This window comes from Pseudomonas ovata (assembly GCF_003131185.1).
GTDB lineage: Bacteria > Pseudomonadota > Gammaproteobacteria > Pseudomonadales > Pseudomonadaceae > Aquipseudomonas > Aquipseudomonas ovata.
The window spans coordinates 41,110-65,841 of record NZ_QFFU01000032.1 but is presented as its reverse complement, the minus strand read 5'-3'; the positions used below and the strand labels follow the sequence as shown (position 1 = coordinate 65,841).

The following is a 24,732-nucleotide window of genomic DNA, read 5'->3' as shown; positions in this document are numbered from 1 at the left end:
CGACGCAACCTCCATAGGAGCGACCGATGGTCGGGAAAGGGCCGGTACATTCAACCTGTTCAGTGCCTGCCAGCCCGCATTCGCGACCGCTGGTCGCTCCCACAGCTCAGCGGCATGACACAACCTCCGTAGGAGCGACCGATGGTCGGGAAAGGGCCGGTGCATTCAACCTGTTCAGTGCCTGCCAGCCCGCATTCGCGACCGTTGGTCGTTCCCACAGATCAGCGGCACGACGCAACCTCCGTAGGAGCGACCGATGGTCGCGAAAGGGCCGGTGCATTCAACCTGTTCAGCGCCTGCCGGCCCGCATTCGCGACCGCTGGTCGCTCCCACAGATCAGCGGCACGATACAAAAAACCGGGTCTAGGCGCCCACCTCGAAGATCACCCCTTCAACGCCTACGATCTCCCCACTGTGCGAATACAGCCCCACACCCGTCTCGCAGACGTCCTTGATGCGCCCGTCGGCGCAGCAGATCCGGTACCGCAACTGAAACGGCTCATGCTTGAGCAGTGCGCATTGCACGCAGTACCAGACGTAATCGGCGTATTCCTCCAGGATCAACGAGCCAAAGCTGTGCTCGCGCATCAGTTGCTCGGCTGAGTAGCCGGTCAGGTGCAGGCAGCCTTCGCTGACGTACTGCATGCGCCAGGCGCGCACGTTGTCGCCCTTGTAGATCAGGGCCGGCAAATCGTTGACCAGCCCGCTGACACTGACAGCGGCAGGCCGCTCGGTGAGCGTTATCGGTTCAGGGTCCTGCTGCTGCGCTTCATGACGATGCATCCATGACGCCAGCTCCAGGCGTGAATGCAGATCGAATTTGCGCAGCAGGTTGCGCACATAAATCTTCACGGTCGCATCGCTGATGCCCAGTTCCCGGGCGATCTGCTTGTTGTTGTGCCCGGCAGTGATCAAACCCAGGGTCTGTTTTTCGCGTTCGGTCAGCGAATCAAGCGCCGACAGCGGCAAGGGTGCGGGGCGGGTCATGTGCACGTGTGTCCTCCCGTCTTATGAGTCATCAGACGCAGCAAATTCCATGCCCTGTATTGCGCACTACGCCTTTGGGAGTAGCTCGTCTGGAGGATTGAACGGGAATGCCTGATAGGAAATTATCTTGCTCATGGAGAAACAGATCCGGGCAATCCCGCCCTCGCCATTACGAGGCTCGACATGAACGACACAGCAGCGCCGCGCCATACCAGCCTGCCGTATTACGACCTGCCGTCCGGCGAGCAGCGGCCTCTCCAGCGTGTGCTGGTGACGCAAGGGCAGGGCAGCGCATTAGCCGCCACCCTGCAAGCGCAGGGTGACGTTTGCACCACCGGCCTGACGCACTTCAGCCTGCCCGGCCACCGGGACCTGGTCACCTTGCAGCAGGCCCTGGCCGCACACCTTCACCACAGCCATGTGGGTACGCACCTGCATGTGCAGGGCGACGAGGCGTTTCTCTGGGCCTTGCGCACCGTGGCGGCCGATGCCGGACTGCTGAGTGAGGAAATCACCCTGCACCTGGAAACGGCCACTGCCCGGTCGGTGTTTTGCGTGCACTGCGCGCATGTGCAATCGGCCACCGAGGCCGACCGGCACACCTGCTGCCAGTGCGCGGTGGTGCTTGAAGTACGGGCGCATTTCTCCCGGCGCCTGGGCGCTTATATCGGCGTCTGCGCCGACGCCGACCAGCCCTGTGGGGAGGCGCGTCCATGAGTCAGACCCTTGCCGTACGGGTGGCCGAAACCCATCTGCTGACGCCGGTGGTGCGCGAGTTGCTGCTGGAGCCTGTCAGCGGCGCCTTGCCGGCCTTTTCAGCCGGCAGTCATGTGCAGGTGCACCTGCCCAATGGCCGGCGCAACGCCTACTCGCTGATCAGCGATCCGGCCCAGCCGAGTCATTACCGCATTGCGGTACGGCGTCAGCCACAGTCGCGCGGCGGTTCGCACTACATCCACGATCAGGTGCAGGTCGGTGACCGGCTAGAGATTTCACCGCCCGCGAACCTGTTCGCCCCGCACAGCCAGGCGCGCCTGCACCTGCTGATTGCCGTCGGTATCGGCATCACGCCGTTCATGGCCTATTGCGCCGAACTGCTGCGCCAGGACCAGGCGTTTGAGCTGCATTACGCCTGCCGCCAAGGCTTCAGTGATGCCTACCTCGACACCCTGCGCGATCAACTGGGCGCACGCCTGCATGTCTACGCCAGCCCCACCCGGCGCCTGGACCTGGCCACTGTGCTGAGCAATCGCCCCTTGGGTACGCATGTCTATGCCTGCGGCCCGCAAACCCTGATCGACACCCTGCGCGAACACAGCCAGGCGCTGGGCTGGCCGGCCGGCCGGGTGCACTGGGAAGCCTTCACCGCGCCGGCGCCGGGGTTGCCCTTTGCCGTGCACCTGGCGCGCAGCGGCCGGCAGGTAAAGGTCGGCGCCGAAGACAGCCTGCTCGAAGCGATGGAGGCCGCCGGCGTCGAGGTGCCCAACCTGTGCCGTGGCGGGGTCTGCGGCCAGTGCCAGACCGCCTATGTACAAGGCGCGGTCGAGCACCGCGACCTGTTTTTGAGCGACAGCGAACGCGCCACCCACTTGATGCCCTGTGTGTCGCGCAGTTGCGGCGACGCACTGGTGCTCGATATCTGATTGCGGAGATGTGCCCATGACCCTTGCCTTCAAGACGCCGCAAACCTACTGCGACGATTTCAGCTTTCGCAACAGCCCGCAGGCCATCGCGCGCTTTCCGTTTCCGTTTCCTGAAGACCAGTACATGTACTCGGTGAACATTGAGCCTGCGCTGTCGCGTGACCCAGGCTCGATCTACGAGCACAGCTTCGACATCGACGAGCATTACCTGTCCGAGACCGCCGAACGGGCCCGGGTGCTGGCCCGCGATCCGGGGCGCTGCCTGGTCATGCCGCACATGACCCAGGCCGCCTGGGACCTGCTGCAGGTGCTGATGGAGCACCTGTCCACCGACTACCCGCAGCACTTTCGCCTGCAGCGCGACGGTACGGCCTGGCACTGGCAGAACCTGGCCCTGGGCATCGACCAGCACTTTACCTTTGGCAATGCGCAGACCCTGCCGTGCGAGCCGCTGGAGTACATCACCCGCCAGGTACAAGGCGATTTCGCCGTGCTCGACCAACGTGATGGCGACCTGTTCATGGACGCCGGCATGGTGACCTGTCCAGCCGACTGGTCACTGCGTTTCGATGCCGGCATGAGCTTCAAGCAGTGGCATGCGCCGGTGCCGATGGCACACCAGATGGGCATTTTCGACCGGGCCCTGAAATACCTGCTGAACGTGCAGGTCGGCCAGCCGGTGCGCCGGCTGAACTGGACCCTGACCCTCAACCCGCGCCTGGATTCCTCGCCGGAAACCTTTCATGAATGGGGCAGCGACCGGGGCAAGGTCACCGCCGAGAACGTCGGGCGCCTGGTGCACCTGCGTGTCGAGTTGCAACTGATGATGCGCCTGCCGCGCTCCAATGCCTTGATGTTCGGTATCCGCACCTACCTGATCAGCCTGGACGAACTGGCCACCCGACCGGCCTGGGCGCAGCGCCTGCATCGGGTGATCCGCGACCTGCCCGATGCCATCGCCGACTACAAGGGCATGACCCGTTATCGACAGACCCTGATCGACTGGCTGCGCCGTTTCGACCCTGTTTGAAAGCCGACTCCCCAAGAGGATTTTTCCCATGACCCATTCATGGCGCACCCCTGCGCTTCGCGAACGCCACCTGGCCCTGGGCTCGAACCTGGAAGACTGGAACGGCATGCCCACCGCCTGGACCTACGCCAGCGACCTGGCCGATCACCATGAGGCCATTCGCACCCGCGCCGGGCTGATGGATGTCTCGGGCCTCAAGAAAGTCCATTACGTCGGTCCGCATGCCGAAAGCCTGCTGCAGCAGGCCACCACCCGCGACATCGCCAAGCTGTACCCCGGCAAATCGGTGTACGCCTGCATGCTCGACGACGACGGGCATTTTGCCGACGACTGCATTGTCTACCGCACCGGCCCCAATGCCTTCATGGTGGTCCATGGCGCCGGCAGCGGCCATGAACTGCTGGTGCGCTCGGCGCAAGGCCGGCAGGTGGCGGTGCTGTTCGACGACGACCTGCATGACCTGTCGCTGCAAGGGCCGCGGGCGGTGGATTTTCTCGCCGAGCATGTGCCTGGCATTCGCGACCTGCCTTATTTCCACCACCTGCAGACCCGGCTGTTCGACCGCCCGGTGATGATCTCGCGCACCGGCTACACCGGCGAGCGCGGCTACGAGATCTTCTGCAAGGCCGCCGACGCGCCCTTGATCTGGGACGGCATCCTGGAAAAAGGCCGGGACCTGGGGATCATCCCGTGTGCCTTCACCGCGCTGGACTGGCTGCGGGTCGAAAGTGCCTTGCTGTTCTTCCCCTATGACAATTCGCAGATGTACCCCTTCGCCGACCAGAAAGCCGGCGACAGCCTCTGGGAACTGGGCCTGGATTTCACCGTGTCGCCCGGCAAGCAGGGGTTCCGCGGCAGCGAGGAGCATTACCGGCATCAGGGCCGCGAGCGCTTCAAGATCTTTGGCGTGCTGCTCGACGGTGAAGTGGCGGCCCAGGCCGGCGACAGCCTGTGGTTCGAAGGTCGCCAGGTCGGGCTGATCACCTGCGCCATGTTCTCGCGCCTGACCGGCCAGTCCATGGCCATTGCCCGGGTCGAGCCGTCGCTGGCCGAGCAGGGCGTGGCGCTCGAAGTGCGCGGCAGCCTGCACACCCGCGCCATCAGCCACCGCCTGCCTTTTGATGATCCCGAGAAGAAAAAGCGCACGGCCAAGGGCTGAGCGGCTTCAAGACCTGAGTGCCACAAGAGAGCCCATGCCATGACCACCCCGCATTACATCCTCAACGTCAGTTGCCCGGCCACCTCGGGCATTGTCAGCGCCGTGACCACCTACCTGGCCGGGCGTGATTGTTACCTGAGCGAGCTGGCGCAGTTCGACGACGAGCACACCGGGCGCTTTTTCATGCGCGCGGTGTTTCGCTTCAATGCCGGCGCCGCCGACGATATGCAGGCGCTGCGCCAGGGCTTCGAAGACATCGCGGTGCCCTTCGACATGCGCTGGGCGCTGCACGCCGGTGACCAGCCGCTGCGCGTGTTGTTGATGGTCAGCAAGTTCGACCATTGCCTGGCCGACCTGTTGTATCGCCATCACAAGGGCGAGCTGAACATGCACATCACCGCCATCGTCTCCAATCACCTGGACCTGCGTCCGATGGCCGAGCGTGAAGGCATCCGCTTCGTCTACCTGCCAGTCACCAGGGACACCAAGGCGCAACAGGAAGCCGAACTGATGAGCATCGTCGAGCAGACCGGCACGGACCTGGTGGTGCTGGCGCGCTACATGCAGATTCTCTCCGACGACCTGTGCCAGAAGCTGGCCGGCCGGGCGATCAATATCCATCACTCGTTCCTGCCCGGCTTCAAGGGCGCACGGCCTTACCACCAGGCGTACGAGCGTGGTGTGAAGCTGATCGGTGCCACCGCCCACTACGTCACCGGCGACCTGGACGAAGGCCCGATCATCGAGCAGCAGGTGCAGCGGGTCGAGCATGACCACAGCCCGGACGACCTGGTCGCCATCGGTCGCGACACCGAGACCGTGGCGCTGTCGCGGGCGCTCAAGTACCACCTGGAGCACCGCGTGTTCATCAACCACGACAAGACGGTGATCTTTCGATGAGCCCCCTTTTTGACTGCGGAGAATCGAACATGAACACACGTGTGGCCATCATTGGCGCCGGCCCTTGTGGCCTGGCGCAGCTACGGGCTTTTCAATCGGCGGGCGCGGCTGGCACCCCGATTCCCGAGCTGGTGTGCTTCGAAAAGCAGGCCGACTGGGGCGGCATGTGGAACTACACCTGGCGCACGGGCCTGGACGAGCATGGCGAGCCGGTGCACGGCAGCATGTACCGTTACCTGTGGTCCAACGGCCCCAAGGAGTGCCTGGAGTTCGCCGACTACAGTTTCGACGAGCACTTCGGCCGGCCAATTGGTTCGTATCCGCCGCGCGAGGTGCTCTGGGACTACATCAAGGGCCGGGTCGAGAAGGCCGGGGTGCGCGACCACATCCGCTTCAACACCGTGGTGCGCGACGTGACCTTCGATGAAGCGCAGGCGCAGTTCACGGTCACTGTCCATGATCACGGCAAGGACCTGACCTACAGCGAAGTCTTCGATTATGTGGTGGTGGCCAGCGGGCATTTTTCCACGCCCCAGGTGCCGCACTTTCCGGGTTTCGAGACCTTTGCCGGGCGGGTGCTGCACGCCCACGATTTTCGCGATGCCCTGGAATTCAAGGACAAGGACGTGCTGATCGTCGGCAGCAGCTACTCGGCCGAAGACATCGGTTCGCAGTGCTACAAGTACGGCGCACGCTCGATCACCAGTTGCTACCGCAGCGCCCCGATGGGCTACAAATGGCCGGCCAACTGGGAAGAAAAGCCGCTGCTCACCCACGTGCAGGGCAACCGGGCGTTCTTCATCGACGGCACCAGCAAGCCGGTCGATGCGGTGATCCTGTGCACCGGCTACAAGCACCATTTTCCATTCCTGCCCGAAGCCCTGCGGCTCAAGACTGGCAACCGCTTGTGGCCGCTGAACCTGTACAAAGGCGTGTTCTGGGAAGCCAACCCGCGGCTGATCTACCTGGGCATGCAGGATCAGTGGTACAGCTTCAATATGTTCGATGCTCAGGCCTGGTACGCCCGCGACGTAATTCTGGGGCGCATTGATCTACCGGATGCCGGACGCCGGCGCGCCGAGAACCTGGCCTGGCGCCAGGAAGAAGAAACCCTGGAAACCGCGCAACAGATGTTCGAGTTCCAGGGCGAATACATCCGCCAGCTGATCGACGCCACCGACTACCCCAGCTTCGACATCGCCCAGGTAAACCAGACCTTCCTGCAATGGAAGAAGGACAAGTACGAGGACATCATGGGCTATCGAAACCACTGCTACCGCTCGCTGATCACCGGCACCCTGGCCACCGTGCACCACACCCCATGGCTCGATGCCCTGGACGACTCGCTGGCCGCCTACCTGGGCGACGACGGTTTCGACCGCCTCAGGTCCGCGTAGCACCGTATCGACACCCCGTGTGGGAGGGGGGTTGCCCGCGATGGCTGCAGCCCGGATGCAACAGATGTGTCGTTTTTACGGGCCCTGTCGCGAGCAGAGCCCCCCACCTTGACTGAGGATCTCTGGCAGGTCGCGTCGGTGGGGCCAGCCAATGGACCGTTATGTATCTGCCACGAGGTTACCCATGATTGCACCTGTCACCAGCCGGCCGCTTGAGCCGGCCCTGTTTGCCCGCACGCGGGGTGTCGAGCGGCACCGGGTCGCGCCGGGCGGGCTGACGGTGGTCGCCTTGCAGGCCGGCGACCGTTTGCAGGTCATCGACCTGGAGGGCGACCAGCCCGCGCAGTTGCTGGCCTTCCTCGACGATGGCCGCGAAGCCCTGTCAGCCCTGGGCCTGCAAGGCACGCGCGGCGCGGACTTTATCGGCCAGCAACTGCGCCCGTCCAGCCGCGAAGCACGACACGTCGTCGACGGCCTGGCCCGGCGTGGCGTGGACAGTCGGCATCTACCCGATGCGGCGAGCCTGTGGCCGGTGGGCATGCCGGCCGGTTTCCGTCACGCGATGACCGCCTGTAGCGACGTGTTGGTCATCGTCGCCGCCCCGGGCGGGCGCACGGCGGTGGACGGGCAGGGCAGGGCCAGCGAGTTGCGCCTGGTGATCGAACGGGCCCATCCCACCGCGCTCTGGGTGCCCCCCTTGCCGGCACCGCTGGGCGAGGTGATCGACGAGTTCACCCTCACTCCTGGCACCGCACGCGACTACAGCGTGCGCGCCGGGCAGTTCATTCAGGTGCTCGATGTTGCCGGGCGCCAGTGCTCGGACTTCATTGCCTTTGACCGGCGCGGGCTGGATGCCGGGCGCGAGATCGACCTGGACCCGACGGTCACGCGCACCCTCAACGGCAGCGCCTATCCGGGGCCCGGCCTGTTCAGCCGGTTTTACGACCGCCACATGCAGCCGATGCTGGAAGTGGTGCGCGACACGGTGGGCCGCCACGACACCTTCGCCCTGGCCTGCACCGCACGCTACTACGAGTCCCAGGGCTACTTCGGCCATGCCAACTGCAGCGACAACCTCAGCCGCGCCATGGCCGCCCATGGTGTGCAGGGGCGGCCGGGGTGGCCGGCGATCAACTTTTTCTACAACACAGGCATCGATGCCCACCAGCACCTGACCCTCGACGAGCCCTGGTCACGCCCCGGCGACTATGTGCTGATGAAAGCGCTGACCGACCTGGTGTGCGCCAACAGCAGTTGCCCGGACGACATCGACCCGGCCAATGGCTGGCAGCCCACCGATATTCACATTCGCGTGTATTCAGAAAAGGAGCGCTTCAGTATCGCCATGAGCACACGACAGACCGCCGATGCCGACCCGGTGCTGACCCGCGAAAGCGGCTTTCATCCGGCCACCTCACGCCTGACCCGGCAGTTCGTCGATTACCGCGGGTTCTGGACCCCGACCCGCTTCGATGGCTACGGCACCCTGGAGGAGTACCATGGCTGCCGCGAGCGGGTGGCGGTCATGGACTTGTCGGCCCTGCGCAAGTTCGAGGTGCTGGGCCCCGACGCCGAAGCCTTGCTCGACCATTGCCTGACCCGCGACGTGCGCAAGCTCGCCATCGGCCAGGTGGTGTATTCGGCCATGTGCTATGAGCACGGCGGCATGCTCGACGACGGTACCTTGCTGCGCCTGGGCCAGGATGCCTTTCGCTGGATCGGCGGCGAAGACCATGCCGGCATCTGGCTGCGCGAGCAGGCCGAAAGGCTCGGCATGAAGGTGTGGATCAAGAGCGCCAGCGATCAGATCCACAACATCGCCGTGCAAGGCCCGTTGAGTCGCGAACTGCTCGGGCAGATGGTCTGGAGCCCCGGCACCCAGCCGGCCCTGGCCGATCTTGGCTGGTTCCGCTTTCTGACCGGGCGCCTGGACGATCACAACGGCCCGGCACTGATGGTCTCGCGCACCGGCTACACCGGTGAACTGGGCTTTGAGGTGTGGTGCCACCCCGATGACGCCGTGCAGGTCTGGGAGCGGCTCTGGCAGCTCGGCCAGCCGCTGGGGCTGGTGCCGCTGGGCCTTGAAGCCCTGGACATGCTGCGCATCGAGGCCGGGCTGGTGTTTGCCGGCTACGAGTTCGACGATCAGACCGACCCGTTCGAGGCCGGCATTGGCTTTTGCGTACCGCTCAAGAGCAAGGCGGCCGATTTCATCGGACGTGAGGCCTTGCTGCGCCGCAGTGCCCAGCCCCGCCAGCAACTGGTGGGGCTGGTGCTGGAAGGCAACGAAGTGGCGGCGCACGGCGACTGCGTACGCATGGGGCGGGCCCAGGTCGGGGTCATCACCAGTGCCACTCGCTCGGCGGTGCTGGGCCGCAACATCGCCCTGTGCCGGCTGGACATCGCGTATTGCGCACCGGGCACGGCGCTGGAAATCGGCAAGCTCGACGGCCAGCAAAAGCGTATTCGTGCGCATGTGGCCGCCAGCACCGTGGCTTATGACCCACAGAAGAGCCGGGTTCGCAGCTGACACCTCAGTGTCATCCACAGGCGCCTGTGCAGGACGGCATATGTCTTGCACGGCGCCTTTGTCGTTTCATGGATAGGAGATTGGCCGATGTGGTTTTCCAACGCTTCTCGTGGCCTGGCCAATGAACTTGGCCTGTGGCTGGATCGCCTGCTGGACGAGCAGGGCAACCCCGTACCGGCCACTGCGCCGCTGCGCGAGCACCCGCACTTGCAGGGCCGCCTGCAGCGCCTGCACCAGCGCTGGGCCGAACTGCAGCACATTCGCCAGGAGGCCCAGGCGCGCCCGGCACCGCCCTGCACCGAGGCCCAGTACGCTGAGCTGCAACGCCAGGTGGCGCAAGGCCTGGCTCACATTGCTGATCTTCAGGCCCGGCAGCACAGCGACGCCGCCCGGCTGGCGCAGTTGAGCGCCGAGCAGGCCGGCTGGGAGCAGGAGCGCCAGGTCTGGGAAGTCACCCGCAGCAGCCTCACCGAAGGCTGCTGGTCGATGAACGTAGTGGATGGCAACCTGGATCATCCGCACAACGTTATTCGCTGGTCAGAGCAGTTTCGCCAGTTGATCGGCCACGACGCCCGCTCGTTTCCTGATGGCTGGGACAGCTACTTTGCCGTGGTCAACAGCGACGACCTCAAGCAGGTCATGCACGCCTTCGACACCGCGATGAAGGCACCGGGCGGCGATGACGGTTATGTCGTCGAATACCGCATGCGCCACAAGACCCGGGGCGAGCTGTGGTTCCGCGAGCGTGGCCGCAGTCTGCGCGACAGCCAGGGCCGGCTGCTGCATGTGGCCGGCGCGGTGCGCGAAATCAGCGACGAAAAGACCGCCGCCAGCCTGCACGAGCGCGAGCAGGCCGGTATCCAGGCCACTTACGAAAACATTGCGCGCATTGCGGCGGTGATTCGCGGCATCGCCGAGCAGACCAACCTGCTGGCACTCAACGCCGCCATCGAAGCGGCCCGCGCCGGTGAACAAGGCAGGGGCTTTGCCGTGGTCGCCGATGAAGTGCGCAACCTGGCCCAGCGCACCCAGGAGTCGGTGCAGCAGATCCAGTCCATGCTGCAACAGCGCTAAGCGATACCTGCCGCCAAGGCGGCACGCTGTCACGCAACAAACAGGGGACCGGTGTGTAGGAGCGCGCTTGCCCGCGACCGAGTGCGTAGCGCTCGCAAAAATTGTGTAGACGCTGAAAATTTACGACTGCTAACGCAGCCGGTCGCGGGCAGAGCGCGCTCCTACAGTGGATGTTCATGCCCATCAGGTGTTGTGTCTGATGGGCATAGTGACCCCCTCAATTGGAATACTTGTAGCCCACCTCGCCATGCGCAGACAGGTCCAGCCCGTCGACCTCGGCGTCTTCATCGACGCGCAGTCCACCGCACAGCATCGCCGTGATCTTGAACGCCACCAGGCTGCTGAGCGCCGAGAACAGGATGCTGAACAATAGCGCCCCGCCATTGACCAGCAACTGGCTGACCAGGTCGCGGCCTTCGGCAAAGCCCTGGCCACCCAGGGCGGTCATTGCGAACACCGGGGTCAGCAGCCCGCCCAGGATACCAGCCACGCCATGCACGCCAAACACATCGAAGGCGTCGTCCAGGCCCAGCATCGGCTTGAGCTTTTCCACCGACCAGACGCACAACGGGCCTGCAATGAAGCCCAGCACGATGGCGCCCATGGGCCCGACAAAACCACACGCGGGGGTGATCGCCACCAGTCCGGCAATGGAGCCCGACACCGCCCCGAACAGACTCGGCCGGCCACGGTGTTTCCACTCCACCAGCATCCAGCCCAGCGCACCGGCGCAACTGGCCAGCATGGTGTTGACCATGACCAGCATGGCAAAGCCGTTGACCGCCAACACGCAGCCGCCGCAGAAACCCAGCCAGCCGACCCACAGCAGCGAGCCGCCGGTCATGGTCATGGTCATGTTGTGCGGCGCCAGCGCCGAGGTACCGAAGCCGCGACGCCGGCCGATCAGCCAGGCGCCGACCAGCGAAGCGATGCCGACGTTCAGGTGCACCACGTTGCCCCCGGCAAAGTCCTGCACGCCCAGGTTGAACACCCAGCCGCCACCCCAGGCCATGTGCGCCATCGGGATATAGTTAAGGGTGATCCACAGCGCCATGAACACCATCACCGCGGCAAACTTCATGCGCTCGGCAAACGCTCCGACAATGATGGCCGGGGTAATGGCGGCAAACAGCAGCATGAACAGAAAGTACAAATATTCAGGAATGGTTCCCACCACGGTATGAATGGTCACGCCTTGCAAGAACACTTTATCCAGGTTGCCGATCACGGCATTCATCGAGCCGCCATCGCCAAACACCAGGCTGTAGCCGTACACGGCAAAGATGATCGACATCAAGGCGGCGGTGCAGAACACCTGCATCATGACCGAGAGCACATTCTTGGTCCTGGCCATGCCGCCATAGAACAGCGCAAGACCGGGCAAGGTCATCAACAACACAATCAGCGAACACAGCGCCACAAAGGCGGTGTCGCCGCTATTGATGACCGGTGCGACTTCATCGGCATACCCTGAAGAGCAAGCCATAACAAGGGGGAGGCCGCATAGGGTGCGGCCTGGGCGTGCGAGGCGGATCATGGCTGATAATCTCCAACGGTCTGAATAGGTGCCGGTATGCCCAGGCAGGCCAAGGCATGACGACGCGCTGAACTACGCCGGAAGGATGAAGATACTCATTCCTTTCGGGTAATTTATTTTCCTGTTGGGAATAGCAATTAGCTTGCCAGTGTCTCTGCATACCAGGCTTGGGCCGCATGTTGTCGACGCCGGTACGCCCTGAAGCGGCGGGCAACCGATTATGTGATCAGTGCAGAAAGGCGATAGGAAGCCGCGCACTTTCAACGGCAGAAAAACATGCACTGTTAAGGCTCATTTTCCTGCCGGCAGCGCCGTTATGGTTATAGCCACTAAGGAGTATTGCCGGTGAAGTCTGACTACGCCGTGGTTGAATAAACACATATTAAAAGGCCGGTAGCAACGGGGTCATACCGCCGCCATGGCGGTTTGCAATACGCTGTGTCGATAGTCACTGGGTGACATGCCATAGGCATTTCTGAAGGCCCGGGAAAAGTGCCCCAGGTCCTTGAAGCCCCAGCGTATGGCGATATGGCTGATTTTCAGATCGCTGTGGGCGATGGCCTGGGCGCAGCGCTGCAGGCGACGTTCAAGAATGTAGCGGCCCACGCTCATGCCGGACCGGGTAAACAGGCGATGCAGGCTGCGCACCGACGTGCCGATGGCCGAGGCGATCTGCTCCGGGCACAGGCCCTCGTCGTCCAGATGGCGCTCGATCAGTGTTCGAGCCTTGACCAGCAGGGCAGGGCTGTCAGCCGGCTCACTGCTGTCATCCGTGGCCAGGGCCGGCCTGAGCAGCGCCAGAATCGCCTCCAGCACCGCCAGGGACTCTTGTCGGGCCAGCGTCGTGTTGTTCATCAACTGGTTGACCAGCATGGCGCTCATGGCGCCGATGGACGAGGTGGCCTCGATACGCTGGTTCAGCCGCACGTGCCGGGTCTTGAAGCGCTGCAGCAGCTCATCGCGCGGCAGGATGAACGACACCTGGTCGCTCAGGCCCTGAAAGTGAAAGTCGCTGGGCCGGGCCACGTCGAGCAGCACCAGGTCACCGCGTTGCAGGCGGGTCTGGGTCTCGGACTGGCAAATGACGGCCTCGCCACCGAGCTGCATCACCAGATAGAAAAAATCCTGGTCGTCGCGGCGGATGTCGCTGGCCCGGCGATACACCTGCGAGCAGTTGCTGGTAATGCGTGCGCCTTGCAGCGCGCACGATTCGCTGTCGACAGCGGTCACCGCGCCCTGAAAGGTGGTGATGTCCGAGTGGCAAGGCGGTTCGACATGAAAGATTCCGCAGCTTGAGGCCAGGCTGCCGTGCCAGACCTCGAACCCTTCGCGCCCCAGAAAGAGCTGCTCGTGCTGCAATGCGTGATTCATGATTCACCTCGGACCGGCAATAGGTCTGGTTTTTCTTATTAGAAGTAGCGAATGGTCGTATGAGCCGAGCGCAGGCGGTTAATTTACTAACATCTTAATGTTTCTATCAAGGTTATTCATCAGGGCCGCCCCATGGCACGTTGAGCCAAGCGGTTGGCGCGCTCAACAGTGGTCGGCCCGCCACACAAGGCATCTAATCGGGGCTCATATTCATTGATGTGCAGGTCCTTCCATGCAAAACAATCATTCCGATCCGCACCTGCAAAAAAACCTGCGCTGGACAGATGCCTTTGCTCTGTCGATGGCCGTGTCGGGGTCGATCTTCGCCTCGTTCGGCTTTGCCCTGGGCGTACTCGGCCCGGTGAGCGCGTTGTTGCTCTGGGTGGGGTCGGCCGCCATCGGTGCCTGCCAGAACTGGATCTTTCTCGAAGTGGCGGCCATGTTCCCCGACAAACCCGGCGGCATCGCCATGATCGCCACCCAAGGCTGGCGGCGACGCTGCACCCTGGTCGGCCCGCTGGCGTCCTTTGGCTACTGGCTGGGTTGGTCGGCGGTGCTGTCGATCGTCAGCGTCAGTGCCGGGGCGCTGATCCAGGCGCAATGGTTCGCCACCCAGACCTGGACCCTCACGCTGGGACCATTGACCGTGGGGCTGGCGCAATTGATCGGCGCTGGCCTGCTGGTGCTGTTCTGGCAATTCAACCGGCTGGGCGTGCACATGGCCGCCTCGGTGTCCCGCTACATGGGGGCGCTGTTGTTGGTGCCGATCCTGGTGCTGGCGGTTTCTCCATTGTTCGGCGACGGCTGGAGCCTGGCGCGCTTTCAGCACGCCTTGGTCGAGCAACCGTTGAGCCTGGACTGGAGCGCCCTGCGCACGGCGCTGGTGTGGCTGTTTCTGGTCAGTTGGAGCGCCTACGGCACTGAAATGTGTGCCGCCTTCGGCCCTGAATACCGCAGCCAGCGCGACATGCGCCTGGCGCTGCTGACCTCCGGCGGCTACACCGTGGCAGTGTTCGCGGCCGTGGCTTTCGGGTTGGGTGGCATGGTCGACCGTGAAACGGCGCTGGCCAACCCCGGTGGCTTCTACATCGACGCCTTCAACGCCGTGCTGGGCAGCGGCTTCAGCGATTTCTTCGTCGCGGCCTTGTTGGCCGGGCTGTTCATGGGCCTCAATGCCGCCTTGGCCGACGGTTCGCGAGCGCTGTATGGCATGGCCCTCGAAGGCCTGACCATCCGCCAGTTGGGCGTGCTCAACAAGCATCAGGTGCCGGGCCGCTGCATGACCGCAGCGGTGGTCCTGAACCTGGTGATGATCTTCGTCCTGTCGTCACCACTGGCCATGCTGGTCACGGCCAATATCGGCTATCTGGTGGCCATCTTCTTTGCCCTGTCGGGTTTCCTGTGGCTGCGCCACGATGCGCCGGATCACCCGCGCCCGGTGCGGCTGGGACGTGGCTGGGTGCCGGTGGCCTGGGTGCTGAGCCTGTTCACCGCGCTGGTGGTGATCGTTGGCACCCTCTCGGCCGAGCTCACCGGCTATGGCGGCTGGCGTGAAGTGGCCACCGGTATCAGCATCCTGTTGTTGTCGCTGGTGCTGTACGCCGTGCGGCACTTTCAGGACCGTGTGCCAGGCCGCAACGCCGTTTCCCGCTGATCGCGTACTGATAATCCGTGCAAGGTAAACCTTATGTTGTCTCTTGAAACGCCCACCACGTATTACACCGCCACCCGCAAATATGACCTCAGGTTCCCGGACCTGGAGCAGGACCTTGAAGCCGAGGTCGTGGTCATCGGCGGTGGTTTTTCAGGGATCAATACTGCCCTGGAGCTGGCCGAGCGCGGGGTGACCGACATTGTCCTGCTGGAAGCCCGCTACCTGGGCTTCGGCGGCTCCGGGCGCAATGGCGGACATGTGATGGCCGGTATTGGCCATGACCTGGAAAAGATTCGCAAGGATGTCGGCGATGCCGGCCTGCAGGCGATCTTCGAGATCAGTGACCTGGGGTCGTCGATCATCCAGTCGCGTATTGCCAGGTACGGTATCGATGCCGACTTTCGCCACGGCTATGGCTATCTGGGTTTCAACCCGCGCCAGGGCAAATTGCTGCAAGCCTGGGAAAAGGAGTTTCGGCAACTGAACCCCGAGCATGAAATCGCCTACCTCGAAGGCAGCGCAGTGCGCGATATCGTCGGCTCCGATCTCTACAGCTGTGCCTTGAAGCATATGGGTAACGGCCATCTGCACTCGCTGAACATGCTGCTGGGTTCGGCCGGGGCACTGGTCGGCCTGGGCGGGCGGATTTTTGAAGACACGCCGGTGCTGGAAGTGACTTATGGCGACACCATTCGCGTACGCACCGCCAAGGGCTCGGTGCGTGCCAAAAAGATTCTCTGGTCCTGCGGCGCCTTTCTGGATCGCCTGGAGCCTGAGCTGCACAAGAGCATGATCAACACCTATGCCTTCCAGCTGGTGACCGAGCCCTTGCCCGATTCACTGATCGAGCAGATCAGCCCGATCCGCGGTGCCTTCAGCGACATTCGTCCGGTCATCGAGTACTACCGGGTGACCAACGAGAACCGCCTGCTGTTCGGCTCGGCCACGCGCCTGCTGGAGTACATTCCGGCCGACCTCAAAGCCTGGAACCGGCAGTTGATGCTCAAGGTCTTTCCCTACTTGGCGCACGTCAAGGTCGACCTGGCCTGGGGCGGGCCGATGGAGTGCTCGGCCAACCTGTTTCCGCAGGTCGGCACCTTGCCAGGGCGGCCCAATGCCTGGTTCGTTCAGGGTTACTCCGGGTTTGGCGTCACGCCCAGCCATGTGGTCAGCCAGGTGGTGGCCGACGGCATGACCACCGGCTCCCGGCACTGGGACGTAATGAGCGCCATCCCGCGCACGCCGATCCCGGGCAAGGACCGCCTGCGCAACCTGATCTGCACCCTGGGCAAGGTGGCCCATCAACTGGCGGGCTATCGCAACGGTCGACGCTGAACCTTCCGGCTTTATTCTTTCGCCCCGCTGTGGGGCTGTGACAACCCATCGACCTCAAGGATTCGATCATGACCACTGCTGCCCTGAATCTGGCGCTGCAAGCGCGCCTGGACCTGTTGCAAACCTTGTGGGCCCTTGGTGATGCCGCCGGCATCGTGGCCGAGCTGTATACCGAGCGCACCGAAATCACCGGCGCGGGCAACGACGCATTGTTTCAGGGGCCTGCAGCCTTGCAGGCCCTGATGACTGAAATGGTCGAGGGCTCGCGTGGGGCTTCGATTCGCATCGACCGGCTGCGTACACTGGGTGAATGCGCGGCATACACCTGGGTGACCTGGCACGTCCTGCCGGTCCAGGGCGAGGCCTTTGCGATGAAAAGCCTGTTTGTCTGGCAGCTCACCGAGACGGGTTGGCGCATCGTGGCCGACATGTACGCCGAAGGGCAGATCAACCTCTGATTGACTCCGGGACCCCTCCGGGACCCCTCCGGGTCGTCGCTCCTTACCTGCAGAGATTCTCGCGATGCAAAAACACTACTTCAAGGCATCCTGTTCAGTGTTGCTGATCGCCTCGCCCTGGGCGGGCGCTGCCGCCTTGTACGAGGACGCTCATACGAGCATCAAGGCCCGGCTGCAAGGCGCAGCGGGTGTGTTTCACAGCGGGCAAAGCTACAACCAGGCGGGTGTGCGTGATCAGGGGCGTGTCGACTGGCAGGAGGCGACCTTGCAGTATGGCCTCGACCTCAAGCACCGCCTCCAGGGCGGGGGTGAGGCCTATGGCGCGCTGGACTGGGTCAGCAGTGCCAGCTTTGGCGAGGGTGATGCCGCGGGCTGGAGCCTGGGTAACGAGCGCACCACCAAGATCGAAAATGCCTATGTCGGCTGGCGCTCGGGCGAGTTGTTCAGCGCCTTGGGCGAGAACGGAGTCGACCTTTCCACCGGGCGGCAGACGGTGGTGGTGGGCGACGGCTTTCTGATTGCCGGCGATGCCTTGAACATCGGCAACGGCCTGCTCGATGGCGAAACCAATCGCGGCGGCGCTTATTACCTGACCGGTCGCCGGGCGTTTGATCGCACCGCCATTCTGCGCCTGGGCGGCACCCAGGGCTGGCGTGGCGACCTGATGTGGCTCAAATCTGACAACCCGGCGCAGGCCAGCCCCGAGCTGGCCGTGGCGACCCTTGAACAGGTTGCCGAACCTGGCACGCTGGGCCTGACTTACATCAAGGTCACCGACACCGACCGTGCCCTGGCCGAGCCACTGTTCCCCGAGCGCAAGGGCATGCAGCTGTACAGCCTGCGCGCCCAGGGCAGTGCCGGCGTGGCCAACCTGTTGCTGGCTGGCGAACACGCCTGGGAGCGCAAGGACTCAGGTGCCGAAAACGCCTGGTACCTGGAAGCGGGCTGGACCTTTGCGCAATGGCCGGGAAAACCCAGCATCAATTACCGCTACAGCCGCTTTTCAGAGGGCTACGACCCACTGTTCTATGGCAACGGCCGGGCACTGGGCACCTGGTTCCAGGGCGAGGTGGCCTCCAACTACGCCGGGCCCTTCAACAGCAACACGGCCGTCAATCACATAGGGCTGAAAGCGTCGGTGACCGAGCAGTTGAAGGTGGGGGCGCTGCTCTACCAGTTCGACACCCTCGAGACCCGCCTGGGCAACCGCGATGCCCGTGAGCTGGATATCTACGCTGAATGGGCGATCGATGAGCACTGGACCGTGTTGCCACTGGTGGGGTTCTACAAGCCGCAGCACAGCGTACAGGAAGGCGGCAGCCAGATAGGCAACACGCGCACCAATACCTACGCGCAACTGCTGCTGGCGTGGACATACTAGGGGCTGTTGCCGTTTCATCACGGCCGCGCCGGCGCCCGTTTTGCCGCGAGGCAAGGCAGGCGCCGCGAAGTCTGGTCATTCCAGATGAGTGGCGAGTAACGCCGTCTCGCGGCAAAACAGGCCCGGCCCTTCGGGTTGCGTGCCCAATCTCGCCATGCGGTGTTGGAGGACTTGAAAAGGGCGTTCCCCTTTTCTGCGTCCTCCGCCTGGCCTGGCGAGATTTGGCCCAGCAACGCGGCTCGTGCTGAAACGGCAACAGACCCTAGGTCTGGGGAATGCAGGTGAGGAGCGCTACACTGTCCGGCCCCAGGCCAGTGCCTGTTCATTCACCGGACACGAGATTTCCATGGCTAACCCAGACATCACCTTCATTCCCGATCCTGACGCCGATTCCATCTCTTCTGACGTTGCAGGCTTTGGCGGCCTGCTGGTGTCGACCCAGATCCCGACCCGTGCCGACGGCAGCCTGGAACTGGGCGGCATCGTCGAACAGAGCGAATGCACCTTGCAGGCGCTCAAAGTGGCGCTGGAAAAGGCCGGCAGCTCGATGGATCGGGTCCTGCACCTGACCATCTACCTCACCGACATGGCTGACCGCGCCGCCTTCAACGAGGTGTACCAGCGCTTCTTCCGCCAGCCGTGGCCGGTGCGTGCCGCCGTAGGCGTGGCATCGCTGGCCTTCGAAGGCATGCGCGTGGAAGTGACGGCCATGGCGGCCAAGGGCTGATCCTGCTTGACGCCAGGCACCGCCTTGGCGCCGCACCAGCCGTAGGAGCGCGCTCTGCCCGCGACCGAGTGCGTAGCGCTCGCAAAATTTGTGCAACGCCACAAATGCTGGACTGTGGACGCGTTCAAAATCTATGAAACGCCACAATTTTACGACTGCTAACGCAGCCGGTCGCGGGCAAGCGCGCTCCTACAAGGCGTGAATCAGATGTGCGCTTACGGCAATTCCAGTAACTGGCTCAGGGCCTGGAACAGGTCCTCGGCATTTACCGGTTTCTGCAGTACCAGACTGCCGGGCAGGTCCAGGCCCTGCAGCTCGGCGTAGCCGGTCAGGAACACCACGGGCAGGTGCGCAAAGCGTTCGCGCGCCGCATGGGCCATTTGTGCGCCGTTGAAGCCTGGCATGGCAAAGTCGGTGAGCAGCAGGTCGACGTTTTCGTCGAGCATCTCCAGCGCCTGCTCACCGCTGCTGGCCTCGCGCACCTTGAAACCTTGCATCCGCAGCATGTCACCGACCAGGTCGCGCACCGGATCATCGTCGTCCACCAGCAGAATGGCGTGGTCATGGCCATTGCCGGCCGGTGCCAGTGGGGCGCGGCCCGAGGCCTGTGGCTGGCACTGCTGCTGCACGAGGGTTGCAGGTGTGTGCTGCACCGCTGGCAGGTAGACGCTCACTTGTGTGCCGCGCCCCGGTGCGGTGTCGATGCTCACGCCGCCGCCCGACTGCTTGGCGAAGCCAAAGACCTGGGCCAGGCCCAGGCCTGAGCCCTTGCCGATGTCCTTGGTGGTGAAAAAGGGCTCGAACACCTTGGCCAGCACGTCCTGGCTCATGCCTGAGCCGGTGTCGCGAATCGACAGCTCCACGTAATCGCCGCAGTCGGGATCTTCCGGGCGTTGTGGTGGGGTGTCGACATGGGTGTTGCGCGTGCACAGGGTCAGTTGCCCGCCGTTGGGCATGGCATCGCGGGCGTTGATCGCCAGGTTGAGAATGATCATCTCGGTCTGGGTCGGGTCGGTCAGCGCCTGCCAGAGGTCCTCGGACAGGTCCAGACGCACCAGGATGTTGCCGCCCAAGGTGCGGCGCAGCAGCTCTTCCAGCCCGCGCAGGGTCTCATTGAGGTGCAATGCCACCGGTTCCAGGCGCTGGCGTCGCGAGAACGCCAGCAACTGCGAAGTGAGCTTGGCGCCACGCTCACCGGCTTCGCGAATGTGCTTGAGACGCCGGGTGGCTTTTTCCAGGTCCTGTTTGCTCAGGTCGCGCTCGAGAAAACTGGAGCCGGTGATGATCACGGTCAGCAGGTTGTTGAAGTCGTGGGCGACGCCGGCGGTCAACTGGCCGACCGCTTCCAGGCGTTGCATCTGTTGCAGCGCCGCCTCGATGCGCTCGCGCTCGGCAATCTGGTCGCGCAGGCGGGTGTTGGCTTCGGCCAGCCCCTGGGTGGCCTCGCGCTCACTGGTGATGTCGCGTGCCACCACATACAGCAGGGTGTCTTCAGGCACCACCACCCAGGACAGCCAGCGCTGGCTGCCACTGGCGTGACGAATGCGGCCGGTAAACCGCACGCTGTTGTGGTTCCGGGCCAGGATCGCCAGTTCAGCCAGGAAGGCGTCACGGTCCTCGTCGGGCAGCAGTTCCATCAACGAGGTCTGGGCCAGGGCCTGGCGGGTAAAGCCCAGGGCATTCTCCCAGGCCGGGTTGAGAGCCACCGGCGTCAGATCCTTGTTGAGCACGCCCAGCAGGTCCTGGGACAACTCCCAGGCGCGGTCGCGTTCGCGGGTGCGGCGCTCGACCCGCTCACCAAGCATTTCGTTGAGCTGCCTGAGCGCCTGGGTGGCCTGGCGTTGCTGATGGATGTCCTGCAACACCCCGGAAAAGCGCACGCACCGGCCATCGACCACCCGGGCCTGGCCGCTGCTGAGCAACCAGCGCGGTTCCTGGCCTGCGGTCACACAGCGAAACTCCATACGGTAGCGGCCATCGCTGTCGGGTGCCATGGCGCGCTCCACGGCCTGGCGCACGGTCGGCTCGTCATCGGCATGGATGCCGGCGTAGAACAGCTCGATGTGCATCTCGGTGTCTGACGGCAAACCGAACAGGGCCTTGCACCGGTCATCCCAGATCAGCAGGTCTTCTGTGGGCCGATAATCCCAGGTGCCCATGCCGGCGGCATCGATGGCGATGCGGGCGCGGGCCTCGACATCGGCCAGGGCTTCTTCGGCACGGCGCCGGCGCTGGCGTTCCTGGACCTCGGTCAGGGCACGCTTGACGGCCTTGGGCAGCAGCGACAGATTCTTTTTCAGAATGTAGTCGGTGGCGCCCAGGCGGATCATCTCAACGGCGTGCTCTTCGCCATACACGCCGGACAGGAAGATGAACGGCGTGTCGGGCGCCAAACACTGGGCAATGGCCAGCACATCGCTGCCCGACGAGCCGGGCAGCACGCAGTCGCACAGGATCAGGTCGAAACGGTGTTCTTGCAGGGCCTGTTGCGCGCCGACATGGTCGTAGACCTGTCGGGCCTGGATCAGCAGATCACTACGTTCCAGGCGCAACAGGGTCAGCTCGGCGTCCATCGAGCTGTCTTCGACTATCAAGAGTTTTATCGGCTTGGACAACTTCCAGGCTCCGTCAGTTATTGCGTCGACGATTCAGACGCAACGACCCCGGTGGAGGTTCATTAAGCACGGCCCAGAAAATGCCCAGGTCGGAAATCGCCGCGACGAATTCCTTGAATTCCACCGGCTTGACCACGTACGCATTGACGCCCAGCTCGTAGGCGCGCAACAGGTCGGGCTCCTCGCGCGAGGAGGTCAGCATCACCGTGGGGATACTGCGCAGCTCAGGGGTGTCGCGCACCACCTTGAGCACTTCCAGGCCATCGACCTTGGGCAGCTTGAGGTCCAGCAGCAGCACGGCCGGGTTACCGTCGTCGCGGGCGGCGAAGGCATTGCGGCGCAGCAGGTAGTCCAGGGCGTCGGCACCGTCACGCAGCACGATGACTTCGTTGGCCAACTGGCTGCGCTCCAGCGCGACAAGCGTCAACTCCAGGTCCCTGGGGTTGTCTTCGACCAACAGAATGGGTTTGAGCATCTTCAACGGTTTCCATCAATCATGTGAAATGTGGCGGGGCAGGGCAAAGTAGAACGTCGCGCCCTGATCGATCTGGCCTTCGGCCCAGACCCTGCCGTCGTGCCGCTCAATGATACGCCGGACACTGGCAAGGCCAATACCGGTGCCTTCGAAATCTTCCATCCGGTGCAGGCGCTGGAACACCCCGAACAGCTTGTTGGCATAGGCCATGTCGAACCCGACACCGTTGTCGCGAATGTACACCACGGTTTCATCGCGGGTCTTGTCGGCACCGATCTCGATGCGCGCCGGGGTGCGGTCACGGGTGTACTTGATGGCATTGGCAATCAGATTCTGCAGGGCCAGGTTGATAAAGGCCGGGTCGGCGATCACTTTGGGCAGGGCGGCCACTTCCCAGACAATGTCCCGACCCTCGTAGTCGGGCTTCAGATCGAGTCGTATGGATTCGACCAGCGCATTGAGGTCGACATCGGACATGTGCAGCGCCGAACGACCCATCTGCGAAAAATTGAGCAGGTTGTCGACCAGCGTGCCGGCAAAACGTGCCGCATCTTCTATATGTTTCAAAAAGCGCAGCCCACGCTCGGACAGCGCCGAGCCTTCGATTTCGCTCAGCAGCTCGGTGTAACCGGCAATATGCCGCAGCGGTGCGCGCAGGTCGTGGGAGACGCTGTAGGAGAACGCCTCAAGCTCCTTGTTCGAACGCAACAGCTCGCCGGTCAGTTGCGCCAGCTCTTCGGCCTTGCGCAGCACGATGCCCAGCACCGCGCCGCGCAATTCGATCGCGCCTTCGATGATCCAGGGGTGCCAGGGCGCCGAGTAGCCGCGCACTTCCTGTTGCCAGGTGTCGAAGCTGTGCCGCGGATTGAGGCTGCCCTGGGCGTTGATGTCTTTCTCGGGGCGGCCGGCCCAGTTCACCGTACGCGCCTGCTCAGGGCGGAACCACACCAGGTAGTGCGAGTGGATCTGGGAAATGGCCACCGCCAGCACACCGGCGGCGTGGCGCGCCAGCTCCGGCAGTTCTTCGATGTCGCGCTGCACATTGTCGGTGTGGAAGATCGTCTCGTCGCTGCGATGTGCCAGCCAGTGCACCAGCGCATTGACCAGAGAGGCAGGCGGGGTGCTGCCGATCAGGTCGCAGCGGTCGGCGGAAATGATCGCGGCCCCCTGGGCGTCGGCAAACGCCAGCAGCACCTGCGGCAATTGCAGCAAGCCTTCGCTGACACTGTCGTGGTCGGCCATCGAGGACAACATCTGCACGATGCGCTGACGCTGGTCGAGCAACTGCCGGGTGCTGGCATGCGATTCGTACGATTCGATCTGCAGCGACAGCACGCTGCCGAGCAATTCACACGCGGTACGGGTCTGGAAGTCGACCGGGCGTGGCTGCTCATGGTGGCAGGAAATCAGCCCCCAGAGCTTGCCGCCGACCACGATCGACAGCGACATCGACGCCATCGTGCCCATGTTGCGCATGTATTGCAGGTGCACCGGCGAGACGCTGCGCAGCGACGTGAAGGTCATGTCCAGCGGTTTGCCGGTGTGCGGGTTGAGTGTCGGCACCAGCGGCGAGGGCTGGTAGTTGGCATCCTGGATCAAGCGAATCCGGTTGATGCGGTACAGTTCGCGCGCCTGCGCGGGGATGTCGGACGCCGGAAAGCTCAGGCCCAGGTAGTTGGGATAACCGGGATCGGCTTGCTCGGCCAGCACCAGGCCGTTGCCGTCGGCGTCGAAACGGTAGGCCTTGACCCGGCCGAAACCGGTGATGCGCTTGATCTGTTGCACCGAGCTTTGCAGCAGGGCTTCAAGACTCGAAAGCTGCTGCAGGCCGCTAACGAAAGCACGTACCAAGGGGTAGAAATCGCCACGGACAGGCCCGTGATCAGCGCGGACCGGCTCAAGCTCGACGATCAGCACCTGATCGTGGCGATGCACCAGTACGGTCAGGCGCGGCGCATCTGGCGATTCATGGCGCAGACGCACGTCACCAATATGAAAGGGATATATTTCCTGGTCGGGCAGGCGGTCCAGGTGCTGGCTCAGGTCGAAGTCTTCGCTCACCAGTTCGGCGAAATGACGCCCTGGCAGCTGGATAGCAGGCATCCCCAGCCAGTGTTCGGCATTTTCGCTGGCCTGCAGGATCTGCAGGCTGGCTTCATCGACCACCAGCACAAAGCCATGCGGCTGGATGCTGCCGGGAATCTGGATCGGTTCCTGGCTGCAACGCTCAATGGCTTGATTCAATGCGGTGTCGGCAGTAGACAAGAGAGATTCTCCTGGAGTGTCCGTTCTATCGAGGCCGGAGGCTCTGGCGCAGGATCTGTCTTGTGCACGGTATCAGAAAGTGGCCAAAAACGCTGTGTTGCGCATGCAAAAGCATTCAATCGAACGCAGAAATACTGCCTTGGCCTGCGCAGTACGGCCTGGTCGTGCGGTCACTCATGAACAGCGTGAAAAGC

18 protein-coding genes and 2 pseudogenes are annotated in these 24,732 nt (G+C 63.5%); 14 read left to right on the top strand and 6 right to left on the bottom strand.

The genetic code is table 11. The annotated features are described in order from the left end of the window. Positions 1 to 363 precede the first annotated feature (363 nt). Positions 364 to 987, bottom strand: a complete 624-nt coding sequence (locus tag DGA31_RS27150; RefSeq protein WP_109514613.1) for a LuxR C-terminal-related transcriptional regulator — start codon at positions 985 to 987, stop codon at positions 364 to 366. Positions 988 to 1,170: 183 nt separating this feature from the next. Between DGA31_RS27150 and DGA31_RS27145 the strand changes: the two genes are divergently transcribed. The 9 genes and pseudogenes from DGA31_RS27145 to DGA31_RS30420 form a co-directional block, all read left to right on the top strand. After that, entirely contained in the window at positions 1,171 to 1,704 is a 534-nt protein-coding gene (locus DGA31_RS27145) for a dimethylamine monooxygenase subunit DmmA family protein (RefSeq protein WP_109514612.1), read from the top strand. Then, the gene (locus DGA31_RS27140) at positions 1,701 to 2,630 is read left to right on the top strand and encodes a PDR/VanB family oxidoreductase (RefSeq protein ID WP_109514611.1); all 930 of its coding nucleotides are present in this window, start codon (positions 1,701 to 1,703) and stop codon (positions 2,628 to 2,630) included. The genes DGA31_RS27145 and DGA31_RS27140 overlap by 4 nt, the downstream gene beginning before the upstream one ends. A 16-nt stretch (positions 2,631 to 2,646) precedes the next feature. Further along, positions 2,647 to 3,660 (top strand): heme-dependent oxidative N-demethylase family protein, encoded by a 1,014-nt coding sequence (locus tag DGA31_RS27135; protein ID WP_109514610.1) that lies wholly within the window; start codon positions 2,647 to 2,649, stop codon positions 3,658 to 3,660. 28 nt (positions 3,661 to 3,688) lie between these two features. After that, complete coding sequence (locus tag DGA31_RS27130; RefSeq protein WP_056837738.1) at positions 3,689 to 4,819, top strand: aminomethyl transferase family protein; 1,131 nt, start codon at positions 3,689 to 3,691, stop codon at positions 4,817 to 4,819. A gap of 39 nt (positions 4,820 to 4,858) precedes the next feature. Then, positions 4,859 to 5,719, top strand: a complete 861-nt coding sequence (purU, locus tag DGA31_RS27125; protein ID WP_056837740.1) for a formyltetrahydrofolate deformylase — start codon at positions 4,859 to 4,861, stop codon at positions 5,717 to 5,719. Between the two features lie 29 nt (positions 5,720 to 5,748). Beyond that, positions 5,749 to 7,116: a flavin-containing monooxygenase gene (locus DGA31_RS27120; protein WP_109514609.1), complete on the top strand. Its 1,368-nt coding sequence runs from the start codon at positions 5,749 to 5,751 to the stop codon at positions 7,114 to 7,116. A gap of 184 nt (positions 7,117 to 7,300) precedes the next feature. After that, a complete protein-coding gene (locus DGA31_RS27115) occupies positions 7,301 to 9,646 on the top strand; it encodes a trimethylamine N-oxide demethylase (protein WP_109514608.1) in 2,346 nt (781 codons plus the stop codon). An 87-nt stretch (positions 9,647 to 9,733) separates the two neighbouring features. Continuing rightward, positions 9,734 to 10,432: pseudogene (locus DGA31_RS30585) on the top strand (PAS domain-containing protein); the annotation flags it as partial. 66 nt (positions 10,433 to 10,498) lie between these two features. After that, positions 10,499 to 10,708 (top strand): annotated as a pseudogene (locus tag DGA31_RS30420) (methyl-accepting chemotaxis protein); the annotation flags it as partial. Between the two features lie 229 nt (positions 10,709 to 10,937). Here the strand turns inward: DGA31_RS30420 and DGA31_RS27105 are convergent. Both DGA31_RS27105 and feaR read right to left on the bottom strand, forming a co-directional pair. After that, positions 10,938 to 12,257 carry an ammonium transporter gene (locus tag DGA31_RS27105; RefSeq protein WP_056837748.1) on the bottom strand — a complete coding sequence of 440 codons (1,320 nt, stop codon included), beginning with the start codon at positions 12,255 to 12,257 and terminating at the stop codon, positions 10,938 to 10,940. 405 nt (positions 12,258 to 12,662) lie between these two features. Beyond that, the gene (feaR, locus tag DGA31_RS27100; protein ID WP_109514606.1) at positions 12,663 to 13,628 is read right to left on the bottom strand and encodes a transcriptional regulator FeaR; all 966 of its coding nucleotides are present in this window, start codon (positions 13,626 to 13,628) and stop codon (positions 12,663 to 12,665) included. A 232-nt stretch (positions 13,629 to 13,860) separates the two neighbouring features. Here feaR and DGA31_RS27095 point away from each other — a divergent pair, with 232 nt between their 5' ends. The 5 genes from DGA31_RS27095 to DGA31_RS27075 all read left to right on the top strand — a co-directional run bounded on the left by DGA31_RS27095 (position 13,861) and on the right by DGA31_RS27075 (position 19,183). Next, positions 13,861 to 15,282 carry an APC family permease gene (locus DGA31_RS27095; protein WP_109514605.1) on the top strand — a complete coding sequence of 474 codons (1,422 nt, stop codon included), beginning with the start codon at positions 13,861 to 13,863 and terminating at the stop codon, positions 15,280 to 15,282. Positions 15,283 to 15,315: 33 nt separating this feature from the next. Continuing rightward, positions 15,316 to 16,617: an NAD(P)/FAD-dependent oxidoreductase gene (locus tag DGA31_RS27090; protein WP_056837755.1), complete on the top strand. Its 1,302-nt coding sequence runs from the start codon at positions 15,316 to 15,318 to the stop codon at positions 16,615 to 16,617. A 68-nt stretch (positions 16,618 to 16,685) separates the two neighbouring features. Further along, positions 16,686 to 17,075: a DUF4440 domain-containing protein gene (locus tag DGA31_RS27085; protein WP_109514604.1), complete on the top strand. Its 390-nt coding sequence runs from the start codon at positions 16,686 to 16,688 to the stop codon at positions 17,073 to 17,075. 64 nt (positions 17,076 to 17,139) lie between these two features. Then, a complete protein-coding gene (locus tag DGA31_RS27080; RefSeq protein WP_109514603.1) occupies positions 17,140 to 18,456 on the top strand; it encodes an alginate export family protein in 1,317 nt (438 codons plus the stop codon). Between the two features lie 346 nt (positions 18,457 to 18,802). After that, positions 18,803 to 19,183, top strand: a complete 381-nt coding sequence (locus tag DGA31_RS27075) for a RidA family protein (protein ID WP_109514602.1) — start codon at positions 18,803 to 18,805, stop codon at positions 19,181 to 19,183. A 215-nt stretch (positions 19,184 to 19,398) separates the two neighbouring features. Here the strand turns inward: DGA31_RS27075 and DGA31_RS27070 are convergent, their stop codons facing one another. From DGA31_RS27070 to DGA31_RS27060, 3 genes are read right to left on the bottom strand one after another with little or no spacing between them, the layout of a single operon-like run. Beyond that, positions 19,399 to 21,756, bottom strand: a complete 2,358-nt coding sequence (locus DGA31_RS27070) for a response regulator (RefSeq protein WP_109514601.1) — start codon at positions 21,754 to 21,756, stop codon at positions 19,399 to 19,401. A 55-nt stretch (positions 21,757 to 21,811) separates the two neighbouring features. Continuing rightward, a complete protein-coding gene (locus tag DGA31_RS27065; protein ID WP_056837765.1) occupies positions 21,812 to 22,273 on the bottom strand; it encodes a response regulator in 462 nt (153 codons plus the stop codon). A 15-nt stretch (positions 22,274 to 22,288) separates the two neighbouring features. Beyond that, on the bottom strand, positions 22,289 to 24,538 hold the full coding sequence (locus DGA31_RS27060; protein ID WP_109514600.1) for an ATP-binding protein: 2,250 nt from the start codon (positions 24,536 to 24,538) through the stop codon (positions 22,289 to 22,291). Positions 24,539 to 24,732: the final 194 nt, after the last annotated feature.